This is a genomic window from Tomitella gaofuii, from assembly GCF_014126825.1.
Classification (GTDB): Bacteria; Actinomycetota; Actinomycetes; order Mycobacteriales; family Mycobacteriaceae; genus Tomitella; species Tomitella gaofuii.
In genome coordinates, this window is sequence record NZ_CP059900.1 from 2,217,551 (window position 1) to 2,242,092 (window position 24,542).

The 24,542-nt window shown below is 71.7% G+C and carries 21 protein-coding genes; 9 read left to right on the forward strand and 12 right to left on the reverse strand.

All coding sequences use genetic code 11. The features are described from left to right. Window positions 1-26 precede the first annotated feature (26 nt). Together acnA and H4F70_RS10410 are read left to right on the forward strand one after the other, a co-directional pair. On the forward strand, window positions 27-2,741 hold the full coding sequence (acnA, locus tag H4F70_RS10405; RefSeq protein ID WP_276529686.1) for an aconitate hydratase AcnA: 2,715 nt from the start codon (window positions 27-29) through the stop codon (window positions 2,739-2,741). A 126-nt stretch (window positions 2,742-2,867) separates the two neighbouring features. Continuing rightward, a complete protein-coding gene (locus H4F70_RS10410) occupies window positions 2,868-3,434 on the forward strand; it encodes a TetR/AcrR family transcriptional regulator (RefSeq protein WP_182348709.1) in 567 nt (188 codons plus the stop codon). Between the two features lie 19 nt (window positions 3,435-3,453). Here H4F70_RS10410 and H4F70_RS10415 read toward each other — a convergent pair whose 3' ends face one another. Then, complete coding sequence (locus H4F70_RS10415) at window positions 3,454-5,085, reverse strand: ABC-F family ATP-binding cassette domain-containing protein (RefSeq protein WP_182357139.1); 1,632 nt, start codon at window positions 5,083-5,085, stop codon at window positions 3,454-3,456. Between the two features lie 327 nt (window positions 5,086-5,412). Here H4F70_RS10415 and H4F70_RS10420 point away from each other — a divergent pair, with 327 nt between their 5' ends. After that, window positions 5,413-6,243: an SDR family oxidoreductase gene (locus H4F70_RS10420; protein WP_182357140.1), complete on the forward strand. Its 831-nt coding sequence runs from the start codon at window positions 5,413-5,415 to the stop codon at window positions 6,241-6,243. Window positions 6,244-6,248: 5 nt separating this feature from the next. Then, window positions 6,249-7,391: a lycopene cyclase family protein gene (locus H4F70_RS10425; RefSeq protein WP_182360325.1), complete on the forward strand. Its 1,143-nt coding sequence runs from the start codon at window positions 6,249-6,251 to the stop codon at window positions 7,389-7,391. A 1-nt stretch (window position 7,392) separates the two neighbouring features. On the opposite strand, the gene H4F70_RS10430 is transcribed toward H4F70_RS10425, so the two are convergent. From H4F70_RS10430 to H4F70_RS10470, 9 genes are all read right to left on the reverse strand, one after another. Beyond that, window positions 7,393-8,412, reverse strand: coding sequence for an alkaline phosphatase family protein (locus H4F70_RS10430; RefSeq protein ID WP_235681534.1), 1,020 nt, complete (start codon window positions 8,410-8,412; stop codon window positions 7,393-7,395). Between the two features lie 138 nt (window positions 8,413-8,550). Further along, window positions 8,551-9,045, reverse strand: a complete 495-nt coding sequence (locus H4F70_RS10435; RefSeq protein ID WP_182357142.1) for a DUF1990 family protein — start codon at window positions 9,043-9,045, stop codon at window positions 8,551-8,553. Next, window positions 9,023-9,364, reverse strand: a complete 342-nt coding sequence (locus H4F70_RS10440; protein WP_143908102.1) for a metal-sulfur cluster assembly factor — start codon at window positions 9,362-9,364, stop codon at window positions 9,023-9,025. Before H4F70_RS10440 ends, H4F70_RS10435 begins: the two co-directional genes overlap by 23 nt. 98 nt (window positions 9,365-9,462) lie before the next feature. Beyond that, window positions 9,463-9,948: a Fe-S cluster assembly sulfur transfer protein SufU gene (gene sufU, locus H4F70_RS10445; protein ID WP_182357143.1), complete on the reverse strand. Its 486-nt coding sequence runs from the start codon at window positions 9,946-9,948 to the stop codon at window positions 9,463-9,465. An 89-nt stretch (window positions 9,949-10,037) separates the two neighbouring features. Continuing rightward, a complete protein-coding gene (locus H4F70_RS10450) occupies window positions 10,038-11,297 on the reverse strand; it encodes a cysteine desulfurase (protein WP_182357144.1) in 1,260 nt (419 codons plus the stop codon). 4 nt (window positions 11,298-11,301) lie between these two features. Then, window positions 11,302-12,087, reverse strand: a complete 786-nt coding sequence (sufC, locus tag H4F70_RS10455) for a Fe-S cluster assembly ATPase SufC (protein WP_182357145.1) — start codon at window positions 12,085-12,087, stop codon at window positions 11,302-11,304. Between the two features lie 58 nt (window positions 12,088-12,145). Then, complete coding sequence (gene sufD / locus H4F70_RS10460) at window positions 12,146-13,378, reverse strand: Fe-S cluster assembly protein SufD (protein WP_372497540.1); 1,233 nt, start codon at window positions 13,376-13,378, stop codon at window positions 12,146-12,148. Continuing rightward, window positions 13,378-14,850, reverse strand: a complete 1,473-nt coding sequence (gene sufB / locus H4F70_RS10465; protein WP_182357146.1) for a Fe-S cluster assembly protein SufB — start codon at window positions 14,848-14,850, stop codon at window positions 13,378-13,380. The genes sufD and sufB overlap by 1 nt, the downstream gene beginning before the upstream one ends. 102 nt (window positions 14,851-14,952) lie before the next feature. Continuing rightward, window positions 14,953-15,846 (reverse strand): helix-turn-helix transcriptional regulator, encoded by an 894-nt coding sequence (locus H4F70_RS10470; RefSeq protein WP_182360327.1) that lies wholly within the window; start codon window positions 15,844-15,846, stop codon window positions 14,953-14,955. A 94-nt stretch (window positions 15,847-15,940) separates the two neighbouring features. On the opposite strand from H4F70_RS10470, the gene mptB reads away from it, so the two are divergent. From mptB to H4F70_RS10485, 3 genes are read left to right on the forward strand one after another with little or no spacing between them, the layout of a single operon-like run. Then, entirely contained in the window at window positions 15,941-17,644 is a 1,704-nt protein-coding gene (gene mptB / locus H4F70_RS10475) for a polyprenol phosphomannose-dependent alpha 1,6 mannosyltransferase MptB (protein ID WP_182357147.1), read from the forward strand. Between the two features lie 32 nt (window positions 17,645-17,676). After that, window positions 17,677-18,633, forward strand: coding sequence for an ABC transporter ATP-binding protein (locus H4F70_RS10480; RefSeq protein ID WP_182357148.1), 957 nt, complete (start codon window positions 17,677-17,679; stop codon window positions 18,631-18,633). Then, complete coding sequence (locus H4F70_RS10485; RefSeq protein ID WP_182357149.1) at window positions 18,630-19,433, forward strand: ABC transporter permease; 804 nt, start codon at window positions 18,630-18,632, stop codon at window positions 19,431-19,433. The genes H4F70_RS10480 and H4F70_RS10485 overlap by 4 nt, the downstream gene beginning before the upstream one ends. A 47-nt stretch (window positions 19,434-19,480) precedes the next feature. Here the strand turns inward: H4F70_RS10485 and H4F70_RS10490 are convergent, their stop codons facing one another. Next, complete coding sequence (locus H4F70_RS10490; RefSeq protein ID WP_182348698.1) at window positions 19,481-19,768, reverse strand: hypothetical protein; 288 nt, start codon at window positions 19,766-19,768, stop codon at window positions 19,481-19,483. 104 nt (window positions 19,769-19,872) lie between these two features. Here H4F70_RS10490 and H4F70_RS10495 point away from each other — a divergent pair, with 104 nt between their 5' ends. Next, complete coding sequence (locus H4F70_RS10495; RefSeq protein ID WP_182357150.1) at window positions 19,873-20,841, forward strand: quinone oxidoreductase family protein; 969 nt, start codon at window positions 19,873-19,875, stop codon at window positions 20,839-20,841. 27 nt (window positions 20,842-20,868) lie between these two features. Here the strand turns inward: H4F70_RS10495 and H4F70_RS10500 are convergent, their stop codons facing one another. Continuing rightward, window positions 20,869-21,897: a heme o synthase gene (locus tag H4F70_RS10500; protein WP_372497539.1), complete on the reverse strand. Its 1,029-nt coding sequence runs from the start codon at window positions 21,895-21,897 to the stop codon at window positions 20,869-20,871. A 521-nt stretch (window positions 21,898-22,418) separates the two neighbouring features. On the opposite strand from H4F70_RS10500, the gene tkt reads away from it, so the two are divergent. Beyond that, on the forward strand, window positions 22,419-24,542 hold the full coding sequence (gene tkt, locus H4F70_RS10505; protein WP_182357151.1) for a transketolase: 2,124 nt from the start codon (window positions 22,419-22,421) through the stop codon (window positions 24,540-24,542).

Below are 24,542 nucleotides of genomic sequence, written 5' to 3' on the forward strand. Positions count from 1 at the left end.
GAGCATCGATGACGAGTGGAGCGCACGTGAGCACAAGTAACGATACGTTAGGCGCCCGCGGCACGCTCGAGGTCGGAGACAACTCCTACGAGGTCTTCCGGCTCTCGGCGCTGCCCGGCACCGCCAAACTCCCCTACTCGCTGAAGGTCCTGGCCGAGAACCTTCTGCGCAACGAGGACGGCAAGAACATCACCGCCGACCAGATCCGCGCCATCGCCGCGTGGGATCCGACGGCCGAGCCGAGCGTCGAGATCCAGTACACGCCGGCGCGCGTGATCATGCAGGACTTCACCGGCGTGCCCTGCATCGTCGACCTGGCCACCATGCGCGAGGCGGTCGTCGCGCTGGGCGGGGACCCGGACAAGGTCAACCCCCTCGCCCCGTCGGAGATGGTCATCGACCACTCGGTGATCCTCGACGTGTTCGGCCGCGCCGACGCCTTCGAGCGCAACGTGGAGCTGGAGTACCAGCGCAACGGCGAGCGCTACCAGTTCCTGCGCTGGGGCCAGGGCGCCTTCGACGACTTCAAGGTGGTCCCCCCGGGCACCGGCATCGTGCACCAGGTCAACATCGAGCACCTCGCGCGCACGGTGATGACACGCGGCGGCCAGGCGTACCCGGACACGTGCGTCGGCACCGACTCGCACACCACGATGGTCAACGGCCTGGGCGTGCTCGGCTGGGGCGTCGGCGGCATCGAGGCCGAGGCCGCCATGCTGGGCCAGCCGGTGTCGATGCTGATCCCGCGGGTGGTCGGCTTCAAGCTGACCGGCGAGATCCAGCCGGGCGTCACCGCGACGGACGTGGTGCTCACGGTCACCGAGATGCTGCGTGAGCACGGCGTCGTCGGCAAGTTCGTCGAGTTCTACGGCAACGGCGTCGCGGAGGTGCCGTTGGCCAACCGCGCGACGCTGGGCAACATGAGCCCCGAGTTCGGCTCCACCGCCGCGATCTTCCCGATCGACGCCGAGACCATCGACTACATGCGGCTCACCGGGCGCAGCGAGGAGCACCTGGCGCTCGTCGAGGCCTACGCCAAGGACCAGGGCATGTGGCACGACCCGGAGAACGAGCCCGTGTTCTCCGAGTACATGGAGCTGGACCTGGGCACCGTGGTGCCCTCGATCGCCGGCCCCAAGCGCCCGCAGGACCGCATCCTGCTCAGCGAGGCCAAGCAGCAATACCGCAAGGACATCACCAATTACGTCGCCGAGGGCACCCCGGTGGTCGACGGCGTGCCGTCCACCCCCATCGAGGTGGCCTCCGCCGAGCGCGGCACCTTCACGCTCGACCACGGCGCCGTCGCCGTCGCGGGCATCACCTCGTGCACCAACACGTCGAACCCGTCGGTGATGATCGGTGCGGCACTGCTGGCCCGCAACGCGGTGGACAAGGGCCTCACCAGCAAGCCCTGGGTGAAGACCAACATGGCGCCCGGCTCGCAGGTGGTCACCGACTACTTCGAAAAGGCCGGCCTGTGGCCGTACCTGGAGAAGCTCGGCTTCTACCTGGGCGGATACGGCTGCACCACGTGCATCGGCAACACCGGCCCGCTGCCGGAGGAGATCTCGAAGGCGGTCAACGACAACGACCTGGCCGCGACGGCGGTCCTGTCGGGCAACCGCAACTTCGAGGGTCGCATCTCCCCCGACGTCAAGATGAACTACCTGGCCTCCCCGCCGCTGGTCATCGCCTACGCGATCGCCGGCACCATGGACTTCGACTTCGAGTCCGACGCCCTGGGGCAGGACAACGAGGGCAACGACGTGTTCCTCAAGGACATCTGGCCGTCCACCCAGGAGATCAACGACACCATCAAGTCGGCGATCAACAGCGAGATGTTCACCAAGTCGTACGCCGACGTGTTCAAGGGCGACGACCGCTGGCGGAGCCTGCCCACGCCGGAGGGCAGGATCTTCGACTGGAACGACGAGTCCACCTACGTGCGCAAGGCGCCGTACTTCGACGGCATGACGGCGCAGCCGCAGCCCGTCGGCGACATCGCCGGCGCGCGCGTGCTGGCGACGCTGGGCGACTCGGTCACCACCGACCACATCTCCCCCGCCGGCGCCATCAAGTCCGGCACCCCGGCCGCGCAGTACCTCGAGTCGCACGGCATCGCCCGCAAGGACTTCAACTCGCTGGGGTCGCGGCGCGGCAACCACGAGGTCATGGTCCGCGGGACGTTCGCCAACATCCGTCTGCGCAACCACCTGCTCGACGCCATCGTCGACGGCGGCGTCAGCGGCGGCTACACGCGCGACTTCACCCAGGACGGCGGCCCGCAGGCGTTCATCTACGACGCCTCGGTCAACTACCAGAAGGCGGGCACGCCGCTGGTGGTGCTCGGCGGCAAGGAGTACGGCTCCGGCTCCTCGCGCGACTGGGCGGCCAAGGGCACCGTCCTGCTGGGGGTCAAGGCGGTCATCGCCGAGTCGTTCGAGCGCATCCACCGCTCCAACCTCATCGGCATGGGCGTGATCCCGCTGCAGTTCCCGGCGGGCGAGTCCTACACGTCGCTGGGCATCGACGGCACCGAGACCTTCGACATCGCGGGCATCACGGAGCTCAACGAGGGCACCACGCCGGCCACGCTCAAGGTCACCGCGACCAAGGCCGACGGGTCCACGGTCGAGTTCGACGCCATCGTGCGCATCGACACGCCCGGCGAGGCGGACTACTACCGCCACGGCGGCATCCTGCAGTACGTGCTGCGGAACATGGCCGGCGCGGAGGCGTGATCGCACCGCGTTGACCACCGCAGACGCGGCCCCGCCCGGCACCGGGCGGGGCCGCGTCGCGTTCCACGGGATCGCCTGAAGGCGATCCCGTGACGCACGTACTGTTTGATTGCCTATGATCGGGGGGTGCCCCGAGTCAGCGAAGACCACCGCGCCGCACGGCGCAGCCAGATACTCGACGGCGCCCGGAAGTGCTTCGCCGAGTACGGATACGAAGGCGCCACCGTGCGCCGGCTCGAGGACGCCACCGGCCTGTCGCGCGGCGCGATCTTCCACCACTTCCGCGACAAGGAGGCGCTGTTCCTGGCGCTGGCCGAAGACGACGCCCAGCGGATGGCGGACACCGCGGCAGAACAGGGGCTCGTGCAGGTCATGCGGGACGTGCTCACGCACCCCGAGCGTTTCGACTGGCTGGCAACACGCCTGGAGATCACCCGGCGCCTGCGCACCGACGCGGACTTCCGCCGGCGGTGGTCCGAGCGCTCCGGCGAGCTGAGCGCCGCCACCGGCGAACGACTGCGCCGCCAGAAGGCGGCGGGCAGGTTGCGCGACGACGTCACCGGCGAGGTGCTGCAGGACTACCTGGAGCTCGTCCTCGACGGCCTCATCACCCGGGTCGCCGGCGGGCACGACGCGGGCAACCTGGCGCGCGTGCTCGACCTGGTGGAGGAGTCGGTGCGCAAGCGCGACTGACACGCCGTGCGGGCGCCGGTCACGCCAGCGAGATGAGCTCCGCGTACTCCTCGGACCAGTGGTCCTCGGTGCCGTCCGGCAGCAGGATGACCCGCTCGGGGTCGAGCGCCTCGGCGGCGCCCGGGTCGTGCGTCACCAGCACCACGGCGCCCTCGTAGGTGCGCAGCGCCGCCAGCACCTGCTCACGCGAGGTCGGATCGAGGTTGTTCGTCGGCTCGTCCAGCAGCAGCAGGTTGGCGGCCGAGGACACGAGGCCGGCCAGCGCCAGGCGGGTCTTCTCGCCGCCGGAGAGCGTGCCCGCCGGCTGCTCGAGCTGCGGGCCGGAGAACATGAACGCCCCCAGCAGGCCGCGCAGGTCCTGCTCACCCGCGTCCGGCGCGGCGTGGCGGATATTTTCCCACACCGACGCGTCGTTGTCGATGGTGTCGTGCTCCTGGGCGAAGTAGCCGATCTTGAGGCCGCGCCCGGGGTCGATGCTGCCGGTGTCCGCCTGCGCCGCCCCTGCGAGGATCCGCAGCAGGGTGGTCTTGCCCGCGCCGTTGAGGCCGAGCACCACCACGCGGCTGCCGCGGTCGATGGCCAGGTCGACGCCGGTGAAGATCTCCAGCGAGCCGTAGCTCTTGCCCAGCCCCGCGGCCATCAGCGGCGTCTTCCCGCAGGGGGCCGGCGCCGGGAACTTGATGTGCGCGGTCTTGTCGGCCACGCGCACCTCGTCGAGCGACTCCATCATCTGCTCGGCCCGCCGGACCATGTTCTTGGCGGCGACGGCCTTGGTGGCCTTGGCGCCGAGCTTCGCGGCCTGGGCTTTGAGCGCGCCGGCCTTCTTCTCCGCGTTGGCGCGTTCGCGGCGGCGACGCTGCTCGTCGGTGGCGCGCGCGTCGAGGTACTTCTGCCAGCCCATGTTGTACACGTCCGCCTCGCCGCGCACGGCGTCGAGGAACCAGACGCGGTTCACCACCGCCTCGAGGAGGTCCACGTCGTGGCTGATGACGATGAGACCGCCGTCGTGGTTCTGCAGGAAGGTGCGCAGCCACGCGATCGAGTCGGCGTCGAGGTGGTTGGTGGGCTCGTCCAGAAGGAGCGTCGTGCCGGACTTGCCGCCGCTGCCGTCGGAGGCGGCGAACAGGATGCGGGCCAGCTCCACGCGCCGCCGCTGGCCGCCGGACAGGGTGCGCAGCGGCTGGTCCAGGATGCGGTCGGGCAGGCCCAGGCTGTGGCAGATGCGCGCGGCCTCCGACTCCGCCTGGTATCCGCCGAGCGAGGAGAAGCGGTCTTCGAGCTGACCGAACTTGCGGATGGCGCGATCGCGAGCGGCATCGTCCACCAGCTCGGCCATGAGCACCTGCTGCTTCTCCATCGACCGCATGATCTCGTCGAGCCCGCGGGCGGAGAGAACGCGGTTCTTCGCGATGGTGTCGAGGTTGCCCTCACGCGGGTCCTGGGGCAGGTACCCCACCTCGCCGCCGGCGGCGACCGCGCCGGCGTAGGGCTCGCCCTCGCCGGCGAGGATGCGCAGCGTCGTGGTCTTGCCCGCGCCATTGCGGCCGACCAGCCCGATGCGGTCGCCCGCCTGCACGCGGAGCTGGTCCCCGGGGGCCGTCAACAGGGTACGTACGCCCGCGCGTACCTCGAGGTCGGTGGCGGTGATCACGTACTGAATGCTCCCTACTGCGTTGCCGGGCGGGACTGCCTGTCCGAGCGGGGCCGCGCTACCGGATGCACCGGTGGCATCGTGTGGAACGGGGCCACCGGGCGGAACGGGATGTGCACCGTGCACTGCACGCTGCACGCTGCACGCTGCTGACTGCACGCCACACACTGCTGACTGCACACTGCACACTGCACACTGCACACTGTGCGACGCCCTGCGCTCGGCCGATGGTCCATGCTACCGGTCCATCCCGCTGCCGGAGCGTCCGCACCGTGTGACCTGCGCCCCAGCGGGCGGCGAGCCACGGCCGGGAACTAGGGTCGGAGCATGGCCCTCGACGAGAACCCTGCACCCCCCTCCCGCTCCGCCGGCCGCGCCGACCTCACCGGGCGGACCGCCCTGGTCACCGGCGGGAGCCGGGGCATCGGGCGGGCGATCGCCGCGGAGTTCCTGGCCCGCGGCGCGTCCGTAGTGGTGACCGCCCGCAAGTCCGGGCCCTTGGACGAGGCTGCGGCGGGGCTGCGCGCGCAGTACTGCGGCGGCGCGACCGCCGGCTCGCCCCAGGACAGGGTCCTCGCCGTCGCCGGCAACACCGGGCACGACGAAGACCGTGCCGCGACGGTCGCCGCGGCGCTCGAGCGCTTCGGCAGCCTCGACATCCTCGTCAACAACACCGGCATCAACCCCGTGTTCGGTGCGCTCATGGACGCGGACCTGGGCGGGGTGCGCAAGATCTTCGACACCAACGTCGTCGCCGCGCTCGGGTACGTGCAGGAGGCCTACCGGGCCTGGATGGGCGAGCACGGCGGTGCCGTGGTGAACATCGCCAGCGTCGCCGGCCTGCGGTCGTCGGGCGTGATCTCCGCCTACGGCGCGTCCAAGGCGGCCCTCATCCGGCTCACCGAGGAGCTCGCCTGGCAGCTGGCCCCGGCGATCCGCGTGAACGCGGTGGCGCCCGGCGTGATCGACACGTCGTTCGCGAGCGTTCTCGTGGGCGACGATGAGCAGCAGGCGGCGCGCAAGTACCCGATGGGCAGGATCGGCACCCCCGAGGATGTCGCCCGGGCCGTCGCGTTCCTGGCGTCCGACGACGCGGCGTGGCTGACCGGCGACACGGTGCGCGTGGACGGCGGGCTGCTCGCCACCGGCGGCATGTGACGACGGTGCCGACCGCCGGGAGCGCCGTCGACCTTGCCGTCGTGGGGCTCGGTCCGGCCGGCCGGGCGCTCGCGCATCGCGCCGCGGCGCGCGGCCTCGACGTGGTCGGCATCGATCCACACCCCCACCGCGGGTGGCGTGCGACATACGCGGCGTGGGTGGACGAGGTGCCCGGCTGGGTCGGCGACGACGTCTGGCGGGCTCGTGTTCGGCGGCCTCGCGTGCACGGCGTCGGGGAACGCGTGCTGGACCGCGCCTACGGCGTGTTCGACAACTCCGCGTTGCGCCGGCGCCTCGACCTGTCCGGCGTCCGGGTGATCGCCGGGTCGGCCGAGCTCCCGGCACCATCGGCGGCGACCGTGCGATCGGTGGCCCTGCGCGACGGCGCCCGCATCGACGCCCGCCGGGTGATCGACGCCCGCGGGGTGCGGCCGAGTCCGGCGCTGGCCGAGCAGACGGCGTTCGGGGTCGTGGTGTCGGCCGACGTCGCCGCACCGGCGCTCGGAGACGGTGATGCGTGGTTCATGGATTGGCGGCCCGACAATGCCGCAGAACACGGTGCTCCCCCGTCGTTCCTGTACGCCATGCCGCTCGGCGACGGCACCGTCCTGCTCGAGGAGACCTGCCTGGTGGGCCGCCCCGGCCTGCCGCTGGGCGAGTTGCGCCGGCGTCTCGTCGCACGACTTGCCGCCCGCGGAGTGAGGATCCCCGCGGGCGGCACGGTCGAGCGGGTCCGCTTCCCCGTCCAGGCGCCGAACCGGGCCGGGGCGGTGCCGGCGTTCGGGGCGCGGGCGGGGCTCATGCACCCCGGCACCGGGTACAGCGTCGCGGCGTCGCTGTCGGCCACGGATGTCGTGGTGGACGCGCTCGTCGACGATCGCGATCCGTCCAGGGCGCTGTGGCCACGGTCCGCGCGTGCGGTGCGGGCACTCCGGGAGATGGGGCTGTCGGCGCTGCTGAGCCTGGAACCGACGGCGACGGCCGGGTTCTTCGACGCCTTTTTCGCACTGCCGGCCGACCGCCAACGCGCCTACTTGTCCGGCCGCACCGACGTCGCCGGAACAGCGGCCGCGATGTGGTCGCTGTTCCGGACGGTCGATCCGTCGGCTCGTCGGACTCTGGCGCGCGCCGGTGTCCGACGGGCGTGAGTCAGCCGCCGAGTGAGCCGGTGGAAATCCACGCCGGCGGCCGCCCCAGCGATCCGGTCGCAGCCGGGGCACCGCCCGGGATCGGCGTGCCGTCGAGGTCCGCCGGCTGATCGAGGCCCAGGTTGTCGAGCACGGTGGGCGTGACGTCCGCGATCGTGAGCGTGTCGTCCACCGAGCCGGCCTTGTAGCCGGCACCGCGTGCGATCACGAACGTGGCGCCCTCGGCGTCGCTTTGACCGCCGTGGCCTCCCTCGGGCCTGTGCCCGTGGTCGGACGTGACGATGATGGCCCACTGTTCGCCGGTGGCCTCGCTGCGGGCGTCGACGGCGTCGACGATCGTGCCGACCTGGGCGTCGACGCGTTCGAGTGCGGGCTCGTACTCGGAGCCCGCGGTACCGGAGGAGTGACCGGCGCCGTCGACCTGGTCGAGCTGGGTGAAGACGAACTCCGGCCCGTTCGCGGTGATCTCGTCCGCCACGGCCTCCGCGGTGGCGGCGTCGGTGGCCGCACCGTCGCCTGCGGACGGCGTGGTGACGACGACGTCTGCTGCGGGATCGCCGGATCCGGCGATGGTGGCGATCCCGCCCCACGTGGAGATGGCGACGGTGCGCATCTGCGGGTTCCCGGTCTCGATGCGGGTGAAGACGCTCGGATACTCGGCGTAGTTCGCACCCTCGAACGAGTTGTCCACGACGCCGTGCTTGGTGTGCCATACACCCGTGAGGATCGTCGACCAGGACGGTCCCGAGATCGTCGGGTGCCCGAGGATCGACGACCGGCCGCTGGTGCCCTCGGCGATCAGTCGGTGCAGAGTGGGCGTGTCCGCGGCCTTCACCTGATCGAGCATCGTGCCGTCGAGGCCGATGACGACGGTGTTGGTCACCTGCGGGACGGCCGCGGACGAGCCGGGTGCAGCGCCGCCGACTCCGGCGGACGCGGTGGTGAGACCGGCGGCGAGTGTGGCCGAGGCCAGCAGGAGGGGCAGGGTTCTGAGCATGCGGTTTCTGGTCACGGCGGTCATCATCGACCGGATCGGGCCGATCGGACCCGCTCGGCCGTCAGGATCCCCCGATGTTCGTGGGGCGTTCTCTTCGTGTACCCCGAGTTTCATTGCCGGACACCGGATCCCGCTGGAATCAGTGCGGAATGGATGTGAGCGTCAGCGGCGCATCGCCCGCAGGTACCGCACCGTCCATCGCCGTTGGACCGCACGCGCGGCGGGGCCACCGATGCGCGTGAACCAGCGACCGGGCCTGGAGAATGCGGTGACCACGGCGTGGACGGATCCGTCGGGGCGGTGCTCGACGCAGAAGCGCTCCTCCCCCGACTCCGGGTGTCCCGCCAGGGTGCCGTAGGCGAAACCGCGCCGGGCGGGTTCATCGATCGTGTAGACGACGCGGCACGGGATCCGGAATCCGTACCAGCGCAGAAGGATGCACATGCCCTGCGCTGGCGGGCCGGGCGCCTCCACGCGCAGACCTGCCCGCCGATGGACCTTCCACCGCGTAAGCGCATCGGACGCGGCGAGGAACGTGTCCTCGCCGCGCCCGATGCACAGCGACTCCCGGATGTGCCGGTATCCGGCGGGCAGCTCGCCCGCAGTGGCCCCGACCTCCGGGTACGTCAGGGCTTCAGATCGTGAAGCCGAGCGCACGCAATTGCTCGCGGCCGTCGTCGCTGATCTTGTCGGGGCCCCACGGCGGCATCCACACCCAGTTGACCTCGACGTCCGGCGCCAGGCCGCTGCGCACCAGCGCCGTGACGGTCTGGTCCTCGATGATGTCGCTGAGCGGGCACGCGGCGGAGGTCAGCGTCATGTCGAGCTTGACGATGCCCGTCTCCTCGATGGCGATGTCGTAGACGAGGCCGAGATCGAAGACGTTGACTCCCAGCTCCGGGTCCACAACGTCACGCATGGCCTCCTCGACGTCGTCGAGCGACGGAGCCGATCCGGCAACCTGGCTTTCGGTCATTGTCCTGCCCTCCGGTGGGTGCTGGTTTCTCGCGATTCTAGGTCTTTCACGGAATGGCGTCCGTGCGGTGTCGTCATGCCGGGGTCATCGCGTCGGGGTCATCGCGCCGGCACGCCGTCGGAGGCCGCGCCCGCACCGCTTTGGACGACGGCGTCCTTGAACGCCATCCAGCCGAGCAGCGCGCACTTGACGCGCGCCGGGTACCGGGACACCCCGGCGAACGCGACGCCGTCGCCGAGCACGTCCTCGTCCCCTTCGACTTTACCCCGGCTCGAGACCATCTCCTGGAAGCTCTCGACCACGCTCAGGGCGTCGCCGAGCGGCATGCCGACGATCTGGTCGCACAGTACGGACGTGGCCGCTTGGCTGATGGAGCAGCCCTGGCCGTCGTAGGAGATGTCGCGGACCACGGCCTGCTCCGGCGAGTCGCCGGCGGGCTCCAGGTGGACGCGCAGGGTCAGCTCGTCACCGCAGGTGGGGTTGACGTGGTGCACTTCGGCGTCATAGGGCTCACGCAGGCCCCGCCCGTGCGGATGCTTGTAGTGGTCCAGGATCACCTCCTGGTACATCTGCTCCAGTCTCATCGGCCCGCTCCTTCCCGTCCGCCCTGGCCGCGTCCGGCCGGCGCCGGCGCGGACTGTGCTCGTCCAGCTCTGTTCATGCGTTCCCGGCCTCAGGCCACGCCGAAGAACTCGCGCGCGTGTCGCACCGACGCGACGAGCGCGTCGACCTCGTCGGCCGTGTTGTACACGGCGAAGGAGGCCCGCGCCGTCGCGGCGATGCCGAACCGCCGGTGCAGCGGCCACGCGCAGTGGTGCCCCACGCGGATGGCCACGCCGTCGTCGTCGAGCACCTGCCCCAGATCGTGGGCGTGCACGCCGTCGACGACGAACGACACGGCGCCGCCGCGGTCCTGCGCCGTGGCCGGTCCGACGATGCGCAGACCGTCGATGGCGCCCAGGCCGGCCAGGGCGCGTTCCACCAGTGCGTGCTCGTGCGCGGACACGGCGTCCATGCCGATGGCCGCAAGGTAGTCGACGGCGGCGCCGAGCCCCACCACCTGCGACGTCATGGGCACGCCCGCCTCGAACCGCTGCGGCGGGGCGGCGAAGGTGGTGCGCTCCATCGTGACCGTCTCGATCATCGAGCCGCCGGTGAGGAACGGGGGCAGTGCGTCGAGCAGCTCCGGCTTGCCGTAGAGCACGCCCACCCCGGACGGCCCCAGCATCTTGTGCCCGGAGAACGCGGCGAAGTCGACGTCGAGCGCGTGCAGGTCCACAGCCATGTGCGGTACCGACTGGCACGCGTCCAGCACCACGAGCGCGCCCACCGCACGGGCCCGCCGCACCAGTTCCTCGACCGGTGCCACCGCGCCGGTCACGTTGGACTGGTGGGTGAAGGCCAGCACGCGCGTGCGCTCGGTGAGCTCGAGCGAGTCCACGTCGATGCGGCCGTCATCGGTCACCCCGAACCAGCGCAGTGTCGCGCCCGTGCGCCGGCACAGCTCCTGCCACGGCACCAGGTTGGCGTGGTGCTCGAGCTCGGTGACGACGATCTCGTCGCCGGGCCCCACCGTCAGCGCGCCCGCCGCCGGGTCGCCGAGCGTGTAGGCGACGAGGTTGAGCGATTCGGTGGCGTTCTTGGTGAACACCAGCTCGTCCCCGCCGCCCGCGCCCACGAACCGGGCGATGGCCGCGCGGGCGTCCTCGTAGGCGTCGGTGGCCTCCTCCGCCAACTGGTGCGCGCCCCGGTGCACCGCGGCGTTGTGCCGCAGCAGGAACTCGCGCTCGGCGTCGAGCACCTGCAGCGGCCGCTGCGAGGTGGCACCCGAGTCCAGGTACACCAGCGGGCTCCCGCCGCGGACGGTGCGCGACAGGATCGGGAAGTCCGCGCGGATGCGCGTGACGTCCAGGGTGTCGACGGTGGCGGTCATGGCCTCAGGCCCCGGCGCCGGCGCGGGTGAACCGCTCGTAGCCGTGCTCCTCGAGCTCGTCGGCCAGCTCGGGGCCGCCGGACTCGGCCACACGGCCGTTGCTGAACACGTGCACGAAATCCGGCTTGATGTACCGCAGGATGCGCGTGTAGTGCGTGATCAGCATGAGCCCGCCCTGCTCGGACTCCCGGTAGCGGTTGACGCCGTCGCTGACGATGCGCAGCGCGTCCACGTCGAGGCCCGAGTCCGTCTCGTCCAGGATGGCGATCCGCGGCTTGAGGAGCTCGAGCTGCAGCACCTCGTGGCGCTTCTTCTCGCCACCGGAGAAGCCCTCGTTCACGCTGCGCTCGGCGAAGGCCGGGTCGATGTCCAGGTCGGACATCGCCTGCTTGACCTCCTTGACCCAGTGCCGCAGCTTGGGCGCCTCGCCGCGCACAGCGGTGGCCGCGGTGCGCAGGAAGTTCGACATCGACACGCCCGGCACCTCCACCGGGTACTGCATGGCGAGGAAGATGCCGGCGCGGGCGCGCTCGTCGACGGACATAGACAGCACGTCCTCGCCGCCGAGCGTCACGCTGCCCGAGACGACCTCGTAGCGCGGGTGGCCGGCGATCGCGTACGACAGGGTCGACTTGCCGGAGCCGTTGGGCCCCATGATCGCGTGGGTGTCCCCCGACGTGATGGTCAGGTCGACGCCCTTGAGGATCTCGATCGGCGCAGCAGACTCGTTCTCCTGCGCGACGTTGACGTGCAGGTCCTTGATCTCCAGCGTGGTCTTGGCGTTGCTCATCTTGGTGATTCGGCTCTTTCGTGTGTGCTCGTGTGGGGTGGGCCGTGCGCCGGCCGGATCAGGATCCGGCGGCCGCGAGTTCGGCCTCGATGGCGTCGGACAGGCGCGCGCGGACGACCTCGACGGGGATGCGGTCGATGATCTCGTGGAAGAACCCCCGGACCACCAGCTGCCGCGCCTCCCGCTCGGGGATCCCGCGCGAACGCAGGTAGAACAGCTGCTCGTCGTCGAAGCGTCCCGTGGTGCTGGCGTGGCCGGCGCGCCGGATCTCGCCGGTCTCGATCTCCAGGTTGGGGACGGAGTCGGCCCGGGCGCCGTCGGTGAGCACCAGGTTGCGGTTGAGCTCGTAGGTGTCGGTGCCCTCCGCCTCGGCGCGGATGAGGACATCGCCGATCCAGACGGTGCGTGCGTCCGGCTTCTTCGAGCTCGGGTCGCCCTGCAGCGCGCCCTTGTAGACCACGTTGGACCGGCAATGCGGCTGGGCGTGGTCCACCAGCAGGTGCTGCTCGAAGTGCTGGCCGTCGTCGGCGAAGTACACGCCCCACAAGTCTGCGGACCCTCCCGGCCCGGAGTACTTGAGGGTGGGCGCGATGCGGACCAGCTCGCCGCCGAGGGTGACCACCACGTGGGTGAGCTTCGCGTCGCGGCCCACGTCCAGGTGGTGCGCGCCCACATGGACGGCGTCGTCGGACCAGTCCTGGATGGCGACGACGGTGAGGTCCGCGCCGTCGCCGAGCAGGATCTCGACGTTCTCCGCGTACGTGCCGGCGCCCCGCTGGTCCAGGATGACGACCGCCTTGGAGTGCCGCAGCGCCTCCAGCTGCACGTGGCCGAAGGCCGTCGTGCCCGTTCCCGGCCCAGTCACCGTCACGACGACGGGGTCCGCGGGCGCGGCCTCCGCGCCGATCGTCACCACCGTCGCCGTCTCGAACGACGAGTACGCCTGCGCGGAGACGCGGTCGGCCGGCGCCCCGGCGCGGCCCAGGCGTGCGTCGTGCCGGTCCACCGTCTCGACGGAGACCGCGGGGGCGTCCGGTCCGGTGACGGACACCGACGCCGTCCCGTCGGCCTTCGCCGTGCCGTCGTGCAATCCGCGCAGCCGGCGCATCGGTGTGAACCGCCATGCCTCGTCGCGGCCGGACGGAACCTCGAACGCCTCGACGTCGAACGAGGTGAACACCTCGCCCTTGTTCACGGCGGGGATCGTGACGGGGTTCTCGCCCTGCACGGCGCCGCGCACTCCCGTGGCGGCGCCGGCGGCGTCCCCCTGCGACCGATTCGTCGTTGCCACTATCCCACTGCCCCTTCCATCTGCAGTTCGATGAGTCGATTGAGTTCGAGCGCGTACTCCATGGGGAGTTCCTTGGCGATGGGCTCGACGAAGCCGCGCACCACCATCGCCATGGCCTCCTCCTCGGTCATGCCGCGGCTCATGAGGTAGAAGAGTTGGTCGTCGCTGACCTTCGAGACCGTCGCCTCGTGGCCCATCGTGACCTCGTCCTCGCGGATGTCGTTGTACGGGTAGGTGTCCGAGCGGCTGATCTGGTCCACCAGCAGCGCGTCGCATTCCACGTTGGAACGCGAGCCGTAGGCGCCCTTGTTCACCTGCACCAGCCCGCGGTACGACGAGCGCCCGCCGCCGCGCGCCACCGACTTGCTCACGATGTTCGACGAGGTGTGCGGGGCCAGGTGCAGCATCTTGGCGCCGGTGTCCTGGTGCTGGTCGGCGCCGGCGAAGGCCACCGAGAGCACCGAGCCGTGCGCGTGCTCGCCGGTCATCCACACGGCCGGGTACTTCATCGTCACCTTGGAGCCGATGTTGCCGTCGACCCACTCCATGGTGGCGCCCTCCTCGGCGCGGGTGCGCTTGGTGACGAGGTTGTAGACGTTGTTGGACCAGTTCTGGATGGTCGTGTAGCGGCAGCGGCCGCCCTTCTTCACGACGATCTCGACCACGGCCGAGTGCAGCGAGTCGGAGCTGTATACCGGGGCGGTGCAGCCCTCGACGTAGTGCACGTAGGCGTCCTCGTCGACGATGATGAGGGTCCGCTCGAACTGGCCCATGTTCTCGGTGTTGATGCGGAAGTACGCCTGCAGCGGGATGTCCACGTGCACGCCCGGCGGCACGTAGACGAACGACCCGCCGGACCACACCGCGGTGTTGAGCGCGGAGAACTTGTTGTCGCCCGCGGGGATGACCGTGCCGAAGTACTGCTGGAACAGCTCCGGGTATTCGCGCAGGCCGGTGTCGGTGTCGGTGAAGATGACGCCCTTCTCCTCCAGATCCGTGCGGATCTGGTGGTAGACCACCTCGGACTCGTACTGCGCGGTGACGCCGCCGATCATCGCCTGCTTCTCGGCCTCGGGGATGCCGAGCCGATCGTAGGTGTTGCGGATGTCCTCGGGCAGGTCGTCCCAGGAGGTCGCCTGCTCCTCGGTGGACCGCACGAAGTACTTGATGTTGTCGAAGTCGATGCCGCTGAGGTCGGCGCCCCAGCCGGGCAGCGGCTTGCGGTCGAAGATGCGCAGCGCCTTGAGCCGGTTCTCCAGCATCCAGGCGGGCTCGTCCTTCTTCTCCGAGATGTCGCGGACCACGTCCTCGTTCAGGCCGCGGCGGGCCGCCTGGCCGGCCTCGTCGGAGTCCGACCAGCCGAAGGCGTAGTTGCCCAGCGACTCGATGGTCTGCTCCTGCGTGAGCGGTTCGGGTGCGGCCGTCGCCGACGCGCTGCCCGACGTTCCTGCCTGGTCCGACGTGATGGTCATGCCGGCTCCTTCCGGAGTCTGGTGCTTCCCGCGACGCGCTCCGTGCGGGTGGTGATCGTGCGGTGGGTTGCTGGTGGCGGCGGACGTGCCCGCCGGGTCATGTCACCCCGGGCGCGGCCGGGACGGGGGGCGGGGACTGCCGCCCGCGCCCTGCGGAAGCCCCAGGGGGACGTGCGTCGTGCACACCGCGTCGCCGTTGGCGATGGTGGCGAGTTGCTGGATGTGCGTGCCGAGGAGCTCGCGGAACGCCTCCTGCTCAGCCTCGCAGAACTCGGGGAACTCCGCCGCCACGTGGGCGACCGGGCAGTGGTGCTGGCAGATCTGCACGCCGTTGCCGACCCGCCGCGTGTTCGCGACATAGCCGGCGCCGGACATGGCCTCGGCGATGTCCTCGGCGGTGTCGGCGAGTCGTGCGTCGGCGTCCCGCGGCCCGTCCTCCGCCGCGGCGGTCACGCCCCGGACGATCGCGCGGACGCGCCTGCGTGCGAACTCCGCCACCGCGTCCTCGCCGCCGAGCTCGCGCAGGGCGCGGATCGCTTCGCCGGCGAGATCGTCGTAGGCGTGCCCCAGGCCGGCGCGGCCGGCGGCCGTGAGCTGGAACTGCTTGGCCGGGCGGCCGGGGCCGCGCCTGCGCGCACCGGCACCGCTGGCCACCATCGCCTGGCCCTGCTCCACGAGGGCCTCGATGTGCCGGCGCGCGCCCGCGGCGCTGAGCCCCAGCCGGGAGCCGATCGCGGTGGCGGACAGGGGCCCCTCCTCCAGGAGCAGCCGCACCACCTCGGCGCGCGTGCCCGCCTCCCCCGCGACGGGCGTGTCCGGATGGGCGGAGCCGGCCGACGCAGGGTGCGATGCCGCCTGCGTCATCGGCGGGCGTGCCTCCGGGCCACGGTCATCCGGGCCGGACGCACAGCCCGACGCGCCGGTCGCGGCGCCTCGTGTGCGTACTGGATCGGATTTCACAACACCAGTGTGACGGAATTGCCGGTCCAGATCCACCAAGGGTGCCCTATATTCCCGGGGCGAGTGGCGAGGGTCACGACGGCGGCCGCGACGGGGACCCTGCACGCGGTTCCCATTACGCTCACTCATTGTGACACCGACCGGCACCGATCAGCGTGCGCGCCCGCTCGTGCGGCGGCTGCGGCGCATCGCCGGTCTGCCCAGCGGTGACGCGCCCGGTGAGGCCGGGGCACGCGTCTCGCACCTGCATCGGGTGGAGCAGGAGGCCGCGGGGCTCGATCAGGACGAGACCCGCCAGCTGCGCTCGGTGCGCCGCTTCGGCGCGTGCGGCACGGTGCTCATGGCGGTCGGCGCCCTGGGCGCCGGGGCGCAGCCGGTGCTGCAGAACCCGGTGTACGGGCACCGGGTGATCGGGCTGCTGTCCCGCATGCCCACGGTGGCGCTGACGGTGGCGATGACGGGCACGGCGATGCTCGTCATCGCGTGGCTGCTGCTGGGCAGGCTCGCCGTCGGCCGGCTGCGCGAGGGCAATACGCCGCGCCGGCTCAGCCGCTCGCAGATGGACCGCACGATGCTGCTGTGGATGCTGCCGCTGCTGGTGGCTCCCCCGATGTTCAGCAAGGACGTCTACTCGTACCTGGCGCAGAGCGAGATCACCGCGCGCGGACTGGACCCCTACTCGCTGGGCCCGGCCCAGGCGCTCGGCGTCGACAACGTGCTCACCCGTAGCGTGCCGACGATCTGGCGCGACACCCCCGCGCCCTACGAACCGCTGTTCTTGTGGCTGGGCAAAGTGATCGGCGCGGTGAGCGGCGACAACGTGGTGGCCGGGGTGCTGCTGCACCGGCTGCTCGAGGTGGGCGGTGTCTGCCTGATCATCTGGGCGCTCCCCCGACTCGCCAAACGCTGCGGCATCGCGCCGGTGACCTCGCTGTGGCTGGGCGCGGCGAACCCGCTCGTGTTCCTCCACCTGATCGCCGGCATCCACAACGAGGCGCTCATGATCGGCCTGATGGTGGCGGGGCTCGAGATCTGCCTGCGCGCCGTCTACGACACCGATCCGTTCGGGATGCGCGGATGGTTGCTGCTCCTGGCAGGCGCGGGGGTGATAGTCGCGTCGTCGGCCATCAAGATCCCCTCGATCATGGCTCTGGGCTTCGTCGGCGTGGCCTTCGCGCGGCGGCGCGGGCCCGGACTGCGGAACGTGGTGTGGGTGGCGGTGTTGCTGGGCGCCATCGCCGTGGCGGGCCAGGCGTTGTTCGCCTGGGCGACGGGTTTGGGCTTCGGCTGGGTCGCCACACTGGGCACGGCCAGCGAGGTGCGCAGCTGGATGTCGATCACCACGCTGCTGGGGATGGGCACCGGCGGCACCGGCATGCTGCTGGGGCTGGGCAACCACACGACGGCCGTGCTGGCCATCATGAAGCCGATCGCCTTCGTTCTGGTGGCGCTGGGCGTGCTGCGCATGCTCATCGCCACCCATTCCGGCCGCATCCATCCGGTGGGCGGGCTCGGGGTGTCGCTGGCGATTCTCGTGATCCTGTTTCCCGTGGTGCACCCGTGGTACCTGCTGTGGGCCCTCGTGCCGCTGGCGGCCTGGGCCACCACGCCGGCGTTCCGCGTCCCCGCGGTCGCGGTGTCGGCCATCGTCTGCCTGGTGGGCCCGACGCCCAACGGCGGCGAGTACCCGCCGTTCGTCATCGTCGAGGCCGCTCTCGCGGCACTGCTCACCATCGTCGTGATCCGGCAGGCGACCCGTCGGCGCATCGAATGGACGCGAAGGCAGCCCGGGCGCACGGCGGCACCACCGGCCACATACGCTGGTAAGTCGTGAAGCCAGGTACTCCCACGGCTGCGACCGCTCCGATGCGGACCCGTGATTCCGCGCCGCGCCCCCAGGCGCCGGCCCCCGCCGTGGAACTCGCCGGCGTCGTCCGCGAATTCGGCCCGGTCACCGCGGTCGACGGCCTGAACCTGACGATGGAACCCGGAACGGTGCTGGCACTGCTGGGCCCCAACGGTGCCGGCAAGACCACCACGGTGGAGATGTGCGAGGGTTTCGCGGGCCCGGACGCCGGGACGGTGCGGGTGCTCGGGCTCGACCCGGTGCGCGACGCCGCCCGGCTCAAGCCGCGGATCGGTGTGATGCTCCAGGGCGGCGGCGCGTACCCGGGCGCGCGCGCCGGGGAGATGCTCCACCTCGTCGCCTCGTACTCCGCTCACCCGCTGGACCCGCGGTGGCTCGTCTCGGTGCTCGGGCTGGAGAACTCGCTGCGCACCCCCTATCGGCGGCTGTCCGGCGGGCAGCAGCAGCGCCTGGCGCTGGCGTGCGCGATCGTCGGACGCCCGGAGCTGGTCTTCCTCGACGAGCCCACGGCCGGGCTCGACGCGCAGGCGCGCAACGTGGTCTGGGAGCTGGTCGACGCGCTCCGCCGCGACGGGGTCTCGATCCTGCTCACCACGCACCTCATGGACGAGGCGGAGCAGCTCGCGGACCACGTCGTCATCGTCGACCACGGACGGGCGGTGGCGAGCGGTTCGCCGACCGAGCTCACCACGGGCGCGGGGCGGCGGCGGATCACGTTCACCGCTCCCCCGCGCCTGGACGCCGCGGCCATCGGGGCGTGCCTGCCCGGCGGCGCCCAGGTCGCCGAGGCAGCCCCGGGCCGCTACACCGTCTCCGGCGAGGCGACCCCCCAGGTCGTGGCGGCACTCACGGGCTGGTGCGTGGACAACGACGTGCTGCTGGCGGGCCTGTCCACGGCCAAGCGCAGCCTGGAGGACGTGTTCCTCGAACTCACCGGACGGGAGCTGCGAGCATGAACGACGGTACGGCGGCCGGCGCACCGACGACCGGACTCTTCCCCGCAGGCACCTTCAGCCCCGCTCCCGCGGCGGCGCGCCCCGCCGCGATGCTGCGTTCGCAGGTGCGGATGGAGCTGACGCTGCTGCTGCGCCACGGCGAACAGCTCATGCTCACGCTGCTCATCCCCATCGCGATCCTCGTCGCGGTGACGCTGTTGCCGTTCGGCGACTTCGCCGACCCCCGCGTCGACCACATCCTGCCGATGGTGCTGGCGGTGGCGGTGATGTCCACCGCGTTCACCGGCCAGGCGATCGCCGTGGGATTCGACCGCCGCTACGGCGCGCTGAAACGGATCGGCGCCACCGCCCTGCCCAAGTGGGGCATCGTCGCGGGCAAGAGCGGCGCGGTCGTCATCGTCATCCTCGGCCAGCTGGTGATCCTCGGCGCGATCGCCGCGGCCCTCGGATGGCGGCCGGGCGCGGCCACCATCGGGCTGGTGCTGCTGTCGGTGGCCGTGGGCACCGTCGCCTTCGCCACGCTGGGACTGCTCGTCGGCGGCCGGCTCAAGGCGGAGATCGTGCTGGCGCTGGCCAATATCATCTGGTTCGCGCTGCTCGCCGTGGCGGGCCTGGTGCTCATCCGCGACGACGTCTCCGGCGCCGTCTACACCCTGGCCACGCTGCTGCCCTCCGGGGCGCTCACCGAAGCGCTGCTGCAGGCGCAGGCGGGTGCGGTCGACTGGGCCGCGCTGGGCGTCCTGGCGGTGTGGGGCCTGCTGGGCGGGGCGGCCGCCGTGCGCACGTTCCGGTTCGAATAGCGCGGACGACACCGGCCGACGGCGTCCGCGGAAGCGTGCGCCGGGCCTCAGAGTCCGCGGCCGGACCAGCCCGCCATCCTGTGCGCGTGCCCCGGCGCGGGGGTGGCGGCCGCGACCAGATCGCGGTCCCAGTCGGAGGCCGTCAGCTCCGGGACCGCCTCCACGACGGCCTGCGCGGCGGCCATGGAGTCGACCATCTCATCGCCCATGACGCCGTCCGCCCCCACCAGGGTGATGCGGACGCCGCGCAGCCCCACAGGCTGCAGGACGGCCTTGGCCGCACCACCGTGCGCGGCGATGAAGCTCCGGATCGATGCGGTGGCCTTGTCGCTCATGCACACGACCTTACCGGCCCGTCCGCCGGCGCCCGGAGCCGGAGTTCCGGGCGCCGACCGCCCGCCGCCTCCCGGGCGGCCGGCACGCGGTGTAGAACGGCATCATGCGCGCAATCCAGATCCTCGAGTACGGCGGGCCGGAGGTCCTGCGCCCCGCCGAGCTCCCCCGCCCGCAGCCCGGGCCGGCCGACCTCGCGGTGTCGGTCGACGCGGTGGGCGTCAACTACATCGACACGTACTTCCGCACGGGGACGTATCCGCGACCGCTGCCGTTCGTCCCGGGCATCGAGGGGGCCGGCCGCGTCACCGAGGTGGGCGCGGAGGTGCAGGGCTTCGCCGTGGGCGACCGGGTCGCATGGGCCAGCGGCAACGACTCCTACGCCCAGCACGCCGTGGTGCCCGCGGAGGTGGCCGTCCACGTGCCGTCGGGCGTCGACGACGCGGTGGCGGCCTCGGCGCTGCTGCAGGGCATGACGGCCCACTACCTGATCACCTCCACGTATCCGGCCCGCCGCGGCGACACCGTGCTCGTGCATGCGGGCGCCGGCGGCGTCGGGCTGCTGCTCACGCAGATGGCGGCCGCGCGCGGCATCCGGGTCATCACCACGGTGTCCACGCACGAGAAGGAGGAGCTCTCCCGCGCCGCCGGGGCGGTCCACGTGCTCCGATACGGCTCTGAGCTGGTGGATCGGGTGCGCGACCTCACCGACGGCGCCGGGGTGGACGCCGTCTACGACGGGGTGGGCCGGTCCACGTTCGACCAGAGCCTCCGGTGCGTGCGCACACGGGGCACGCTTGCGCTGTTCGGCGCGGCGAGCGGGCCGGTGCCGCCGTTCGACCCGCAGCGGCTCAACGAAGCCGGGTCGGTATACCTCACCCGGCCGACGCTGGCGCACTATGTGGCCGGGCGCGCCGAACTCGACTGGCGGGCGGGCGCGGTGTTCGCGGCGATCGCCGACGGCGCGCTGGACGTGCGGGTGGCGGCGCGGTACCCCCTGGCCGATGCCGTGCGGGCGCACACGGACCTGGAGGCGCGCCGCACCACCGGGTCGATCGTGCTGCTGCCCGGCTGACGGGCGGCCCCGTCCCGGACGGGCGGGTCAGCTCACGAGCGAGGCGACGGTGGGCAGGTCCAGAATGGAATCCACCGCGAGCACGAGGAAGACCGCCGCCAGGTAGTTGTTCGACAGGATGAACAGCTTGAGCGGCTGGACTTCGGCGCCGTTCTTGACGCCCTTGTGCAGCCGGATCGCCATGCCCAGGAACCAGGCCCCGATGACCGCGGCGCCGATGGCGTAAAGCAACCCGGCGGCGGGGATGAGCGCGAAGGTGGTGAGCACGGTGGCGGCGGTGTAGAGCACGATGCGCCACGTGACCACCTGCGGCTCCGCGACGACCGGCAGCATCGGCACGCCGGCGGCCTCGTAGTCCTCGCGGTAGCGCATGCCCAGCGCCCAGGTGTGCGGCGGGGTCCAGAAGAAGATGATCAGGAACATCACCACGGCCTGCCAGCCGATGGTGCCGGTGACCGCGGCCCAGCCGATCATCACCGGCATGCACCCGGCCGCGCCGCCCCACACCACGTTCTGCGGCGTCCGGCGCTTGAGCACCTTGGTGTAGACGAGCACGTAGAAGGCGATAGTGGCGACGATGAGCAGGCCGGAGAGCAGGTTGGTCATCAGCCACAGCCACACGAACGAGGCCGCGCCCAGCACCAGGCCGAACACGAGGGCCTGCCGCGTGGTGACGGTGTCCGCGGCCAGCGGGCGCTTCTTGGTGCGCTTCATGACCTTGTCGATGTCCGCGTCCACCACGCAGTTGAGCGTGTTCGCGCTGGCCGCGCCCAGGAAGCCGCCGACCAACGTGGTGAGGATCAGCAGGACGTCGTGCAGATCCAGCCCGCCGCGGTCCGCCAGCAGCATCGCGGGGATGGTGGCGACGAGCAGCAACTCGATGATGCGCGGCTTGGTGAGGGCGATGTACGCGCCGACCACCTCGCGGACGCGTGTCAGCCGTCCACGCAGGGTCTTCGGCGCGGAGTCCAGTGCCCCGCGGGGACCCGTGGGAGCGGCCTGGCCGCTTCGGACGCCGCTGTTGTCGCGTCCATGGGCCTGATCCACTGTCCGCACACGTTCTCCTAGTGCTCTCGCCCGGCCTGGATGCGGCGTCGACGCTCGGCCGGCCGCCACGGAGCGCCGACGACGGCGGACCGCTTCTGCCCGTCGCGACCGATCCTCCTCCGTCGACATCGCCCGCGCTGCGGAACGCCCGCTTGCGTGGCGTGCTCATCGACGTCGATCGACGAGGGAAGGGTTTCGACGCGGCTCCGTGAGCGGCCGTACCGGCACCGGCGCACATCTACTACAGAGCATGGTAGTGCCTGGCCTGTGCAACGGAAACTCGCGGGCACGGACGAGCCGTGGATCACAGCCCGACGCGGCCCGCCCGGGCCGACCGGCGGCGGTGGCCGGAACTCGGAATCGACCGGCGCCTGTGCGCGCACTACTGTGGCAGACGGGGCCGCGTTGCCGGTCCCCGGTCGCGCCAGGCCGCGCGCCGGGTTCGGGGTCCGAGGCCCGGAGTCCGGCACCGTTCCGCAGAGGTCCGCTCCGCGAACCCACCCAACCGCGAACCCAGGAGTCATCCGCACGTGTCGGTTACAGATGAGATCCGCGCCCTGACCGTCCCCGTCCTGCCGGAGGACTGGTCCGAACTCGACGAGAAGGCCGTGGACACCGCGCGTGTGCTGGCCGTCGACGCCGTCCAGAAGACCGGCAACGGCCACCCCGGCACCGCGATGAGCCTCGCGCCGCTCGCCTTCGCCCTCTACCAGCGGATCATGCGCCACGATCCGGCGGATCCCGCCTGGGCCGGCCGCGACCGGTTCGTGCTGTCCTGCGGCCACAGCAGCCTCACCCAGTACATCCAGCTGTTCTACTCCGGGTACGGACTCGAGCTGGCCGACATCGAAGCGCTGCGCACCTGGGGCAGCCTCACCCCGGGGCACCCGGAGCACGGGCACACCGCGGGCGTCGAGATCACGACCGGGCCGCTGGGCCAGGGGCTCGCCTCGGCGGTGGGCATGGCGATGGCCGCGCGCCGCGAGCGCGGGCTGTTCGATCCCGACGCGGCCGAGGGCGAAAGCCCCTTCGACCATCACGTCTGGGTGATCGCCTCGGACGGCGACCTGCAGGAGGGCGTCACCTCGGAGGCCTCCTCGCTCGCGGGCACGCAGCAGCTGGGCAAACTCGTCGTCTTCTACGACGACAACGAGATCTCCATCGAGGACGACACGGCCATCGCCTTCGGCGAGGACGTGGCCGCGCGGTACGAGGCCTACGGCTGGCACGTGCAGCGGGTCGAGGGCGGCGAGAACGTCGCCGGGATCCTCGCCGCCGCCGAGGAGGCGAAGGCCGTCACCGACCGGCCGTCGATCATCGTGCTGCGCACGATCATCGGCTACCCGGCGCCGAACAAGATGAACACCGGCGCCATCCACGGCGCGGCCATCGGCGCGGACGAGGTCGCCGCCGTGAAGGAGGCGCTGGGCTTCGACCCGGCCACGAGCTTCGCGGTGGCTGACGAGGTGCTCAAGCACGCCCGCGAGGTGGTGGGCCGCGGCGCCGCCGCGCACGCCGAGTGGCAGCGGGGCTTCGACTCCTGGGCGTCCCGTGAGCCCGCGCGCAAGGCGCTGTTCGACCGGCTGCGGGCCGGCGCGCTCCCCGAGGGCTGGGCCGACGGCCTGCCCGCGTGGGAGGCCGACGCGTCCGGCGTCGCCACCCGCAAGGCCTCCGAGAAGTCGCTCGCCGCACTGGCCGACGTGCTGCCCGAGCTGTGGGGCGGCTCCGCCGACCTGGCCGGCAGCAACAACACGACGATGCCGGGCGCGGACTCGTTCGGCCCCGAGGCCATCAGCACCGCCACCTACACCGCCCACCCGTACGGCCGCACCCTGCACTTCGGCATCCGTGAACACGCGATGGGGTCGATCCTCAACGGCATCGCGCTGCACGGGCCCACCCGTCCTTACGGCGGCACTTTCCTGGTGTTCAGCGACTACATGCGCCCGGCCGTGCGCCTGGCCGCGCTGATGGGCCTGCCCGTCACCTACGTGTGGACGCACGATTCGATCGGCCTCGGCGAGGACGGGCCCACGCACCAGCCGGTGGAGCACCTGGCCGCGCTGCGCGCCATCCCCGGCCTGGCCGTCATGCGCCCGGGCGACGCCAACGAGACGTCCGCGGCCTGGCGTGCCGCGATCGAGCACCGCGACGGCCCCGTCGCGCTGGCGCTGACCCGCCAGAACATCCCCGTGTTCCCGGGCACCGCGGACGCTGCGCGGGAGGGCGTCGCCAAGGGCGGCTACGTGCTGGTCCCGGGCTCGGCGGAGACCCCCGAGGTGGTCCTGGTGGCCACCGGCTCGGAGCTGCAGCTCGCCGTCGCCGCCGCGGAGGCGCTCGAAGCCGACGGCCACGCGGCCCGCGTGGTGTCGATGCCCTGCCTCGACTGGTTCCTCGCCCAGCCCGCCGAGTACCGCGACGCGGTGATCCCGCCCGCGGTGCGCGCACGGGTGAGCGTGGAGGCCGGCATCGCGATGCCATGGCACGCCGTCCTCGGCGACGCGGGCGAGGCGGTGTCGCTGGAGCACTTCGGCGCCTCGGCGGACTACAAGACCCTGTTCCGCGAGTTCGGTTTCACCACCGACGCGGTGGTGGCGGCGGCCCGGCGGTCGATCACCGCCGCGGCCGGCGGCAACGTCAACGGCGAGGCCTGA

What these genes read in the sequence shown, in the direction of transcription:
- H4F70_RS10420 (WP_182357140.1), top strand. Translation starts at nt 5,413, where the DNA reads ATGGCCCTCGACGAGAACCCTGCACCCCCCTCCCGCTCCGCCGGCCGC.
- H4F70_RS10430 (WP_235681534.1), bottom strand. Translation starts at nt 8,412, where the DNA reads ATGACCGCCGTGACCAGAAACCGCATGCTCAGAACCCTGCCCCTCCTG.
- H4F70_RS10440 (WP_143908102.1), bottom strand. Translation starts at nt 9,364, where the DNA reads ATGACCGAAAGCCAGGTTGCCGGATCGGCTCCGTCGCTCGACGACGTC.
- sufU (WP_182357143.1), bottom strand. Translation starts at nt 9,948, where the DNA reads ATGAGACTGGAGCAGATGTACCAGGAGGTGATCCTGGACCACTACAAG.
- H4F70_RS10450 (WP_182357144.1), bottom strand. Translation starts at nt 11,297, where the DNA reads ATGACCGCCACCGTCGACACCCTGGACGTCACGCGCATCCGCGCGGAC.
- sufC (WP_182357145.1), bottom strand. Translation starts at nt 12,087, where the DNA reads ATGAGCAACGCCAAGACCACGCTGGAGATCAAGGACCTGCACGTCAAC.
- sufB (WP_182357146.1), bottom strand. Translation starts at nt 14,850, where the DNA reads ATGACCATCACGTCGGACCAGGCAGGAACGTCGGGCAGCGCGTCGGCG.
- H4F70_RS10480 (WP_182357148.1), top strand. Translation starts at nt 17,677, where the DNA reads ATGCGGACCCGTGATTCCGCGCCGCGCCCCCAGGCGCCGGCCCCCGCC.
- H4F70_RS10485 (WP_182357149.1), top strand. Translation starts at nt 18,630, where the DNA reads ATGAACGACGGTACGGCGGCCGGCGCACCGACGACCGGACTCTTCCCC.
- H4F70_RS10490 (WP_182348698.1), bottom strand. Translation starts at nt 19,768, where the DNA reads ATGAGCGACAAGGCCACCGCATCGATCCGGAGCTTCATCGCCGCGCAC.
- H4F70_RS10495 (WP_182357150.1), top strand. Translation starts at nt 19,873, where the DNA reads ATGCGCGCAATCCAGATCCTCGAGTACGGCGGGCCGGAGGTCCTGCGC.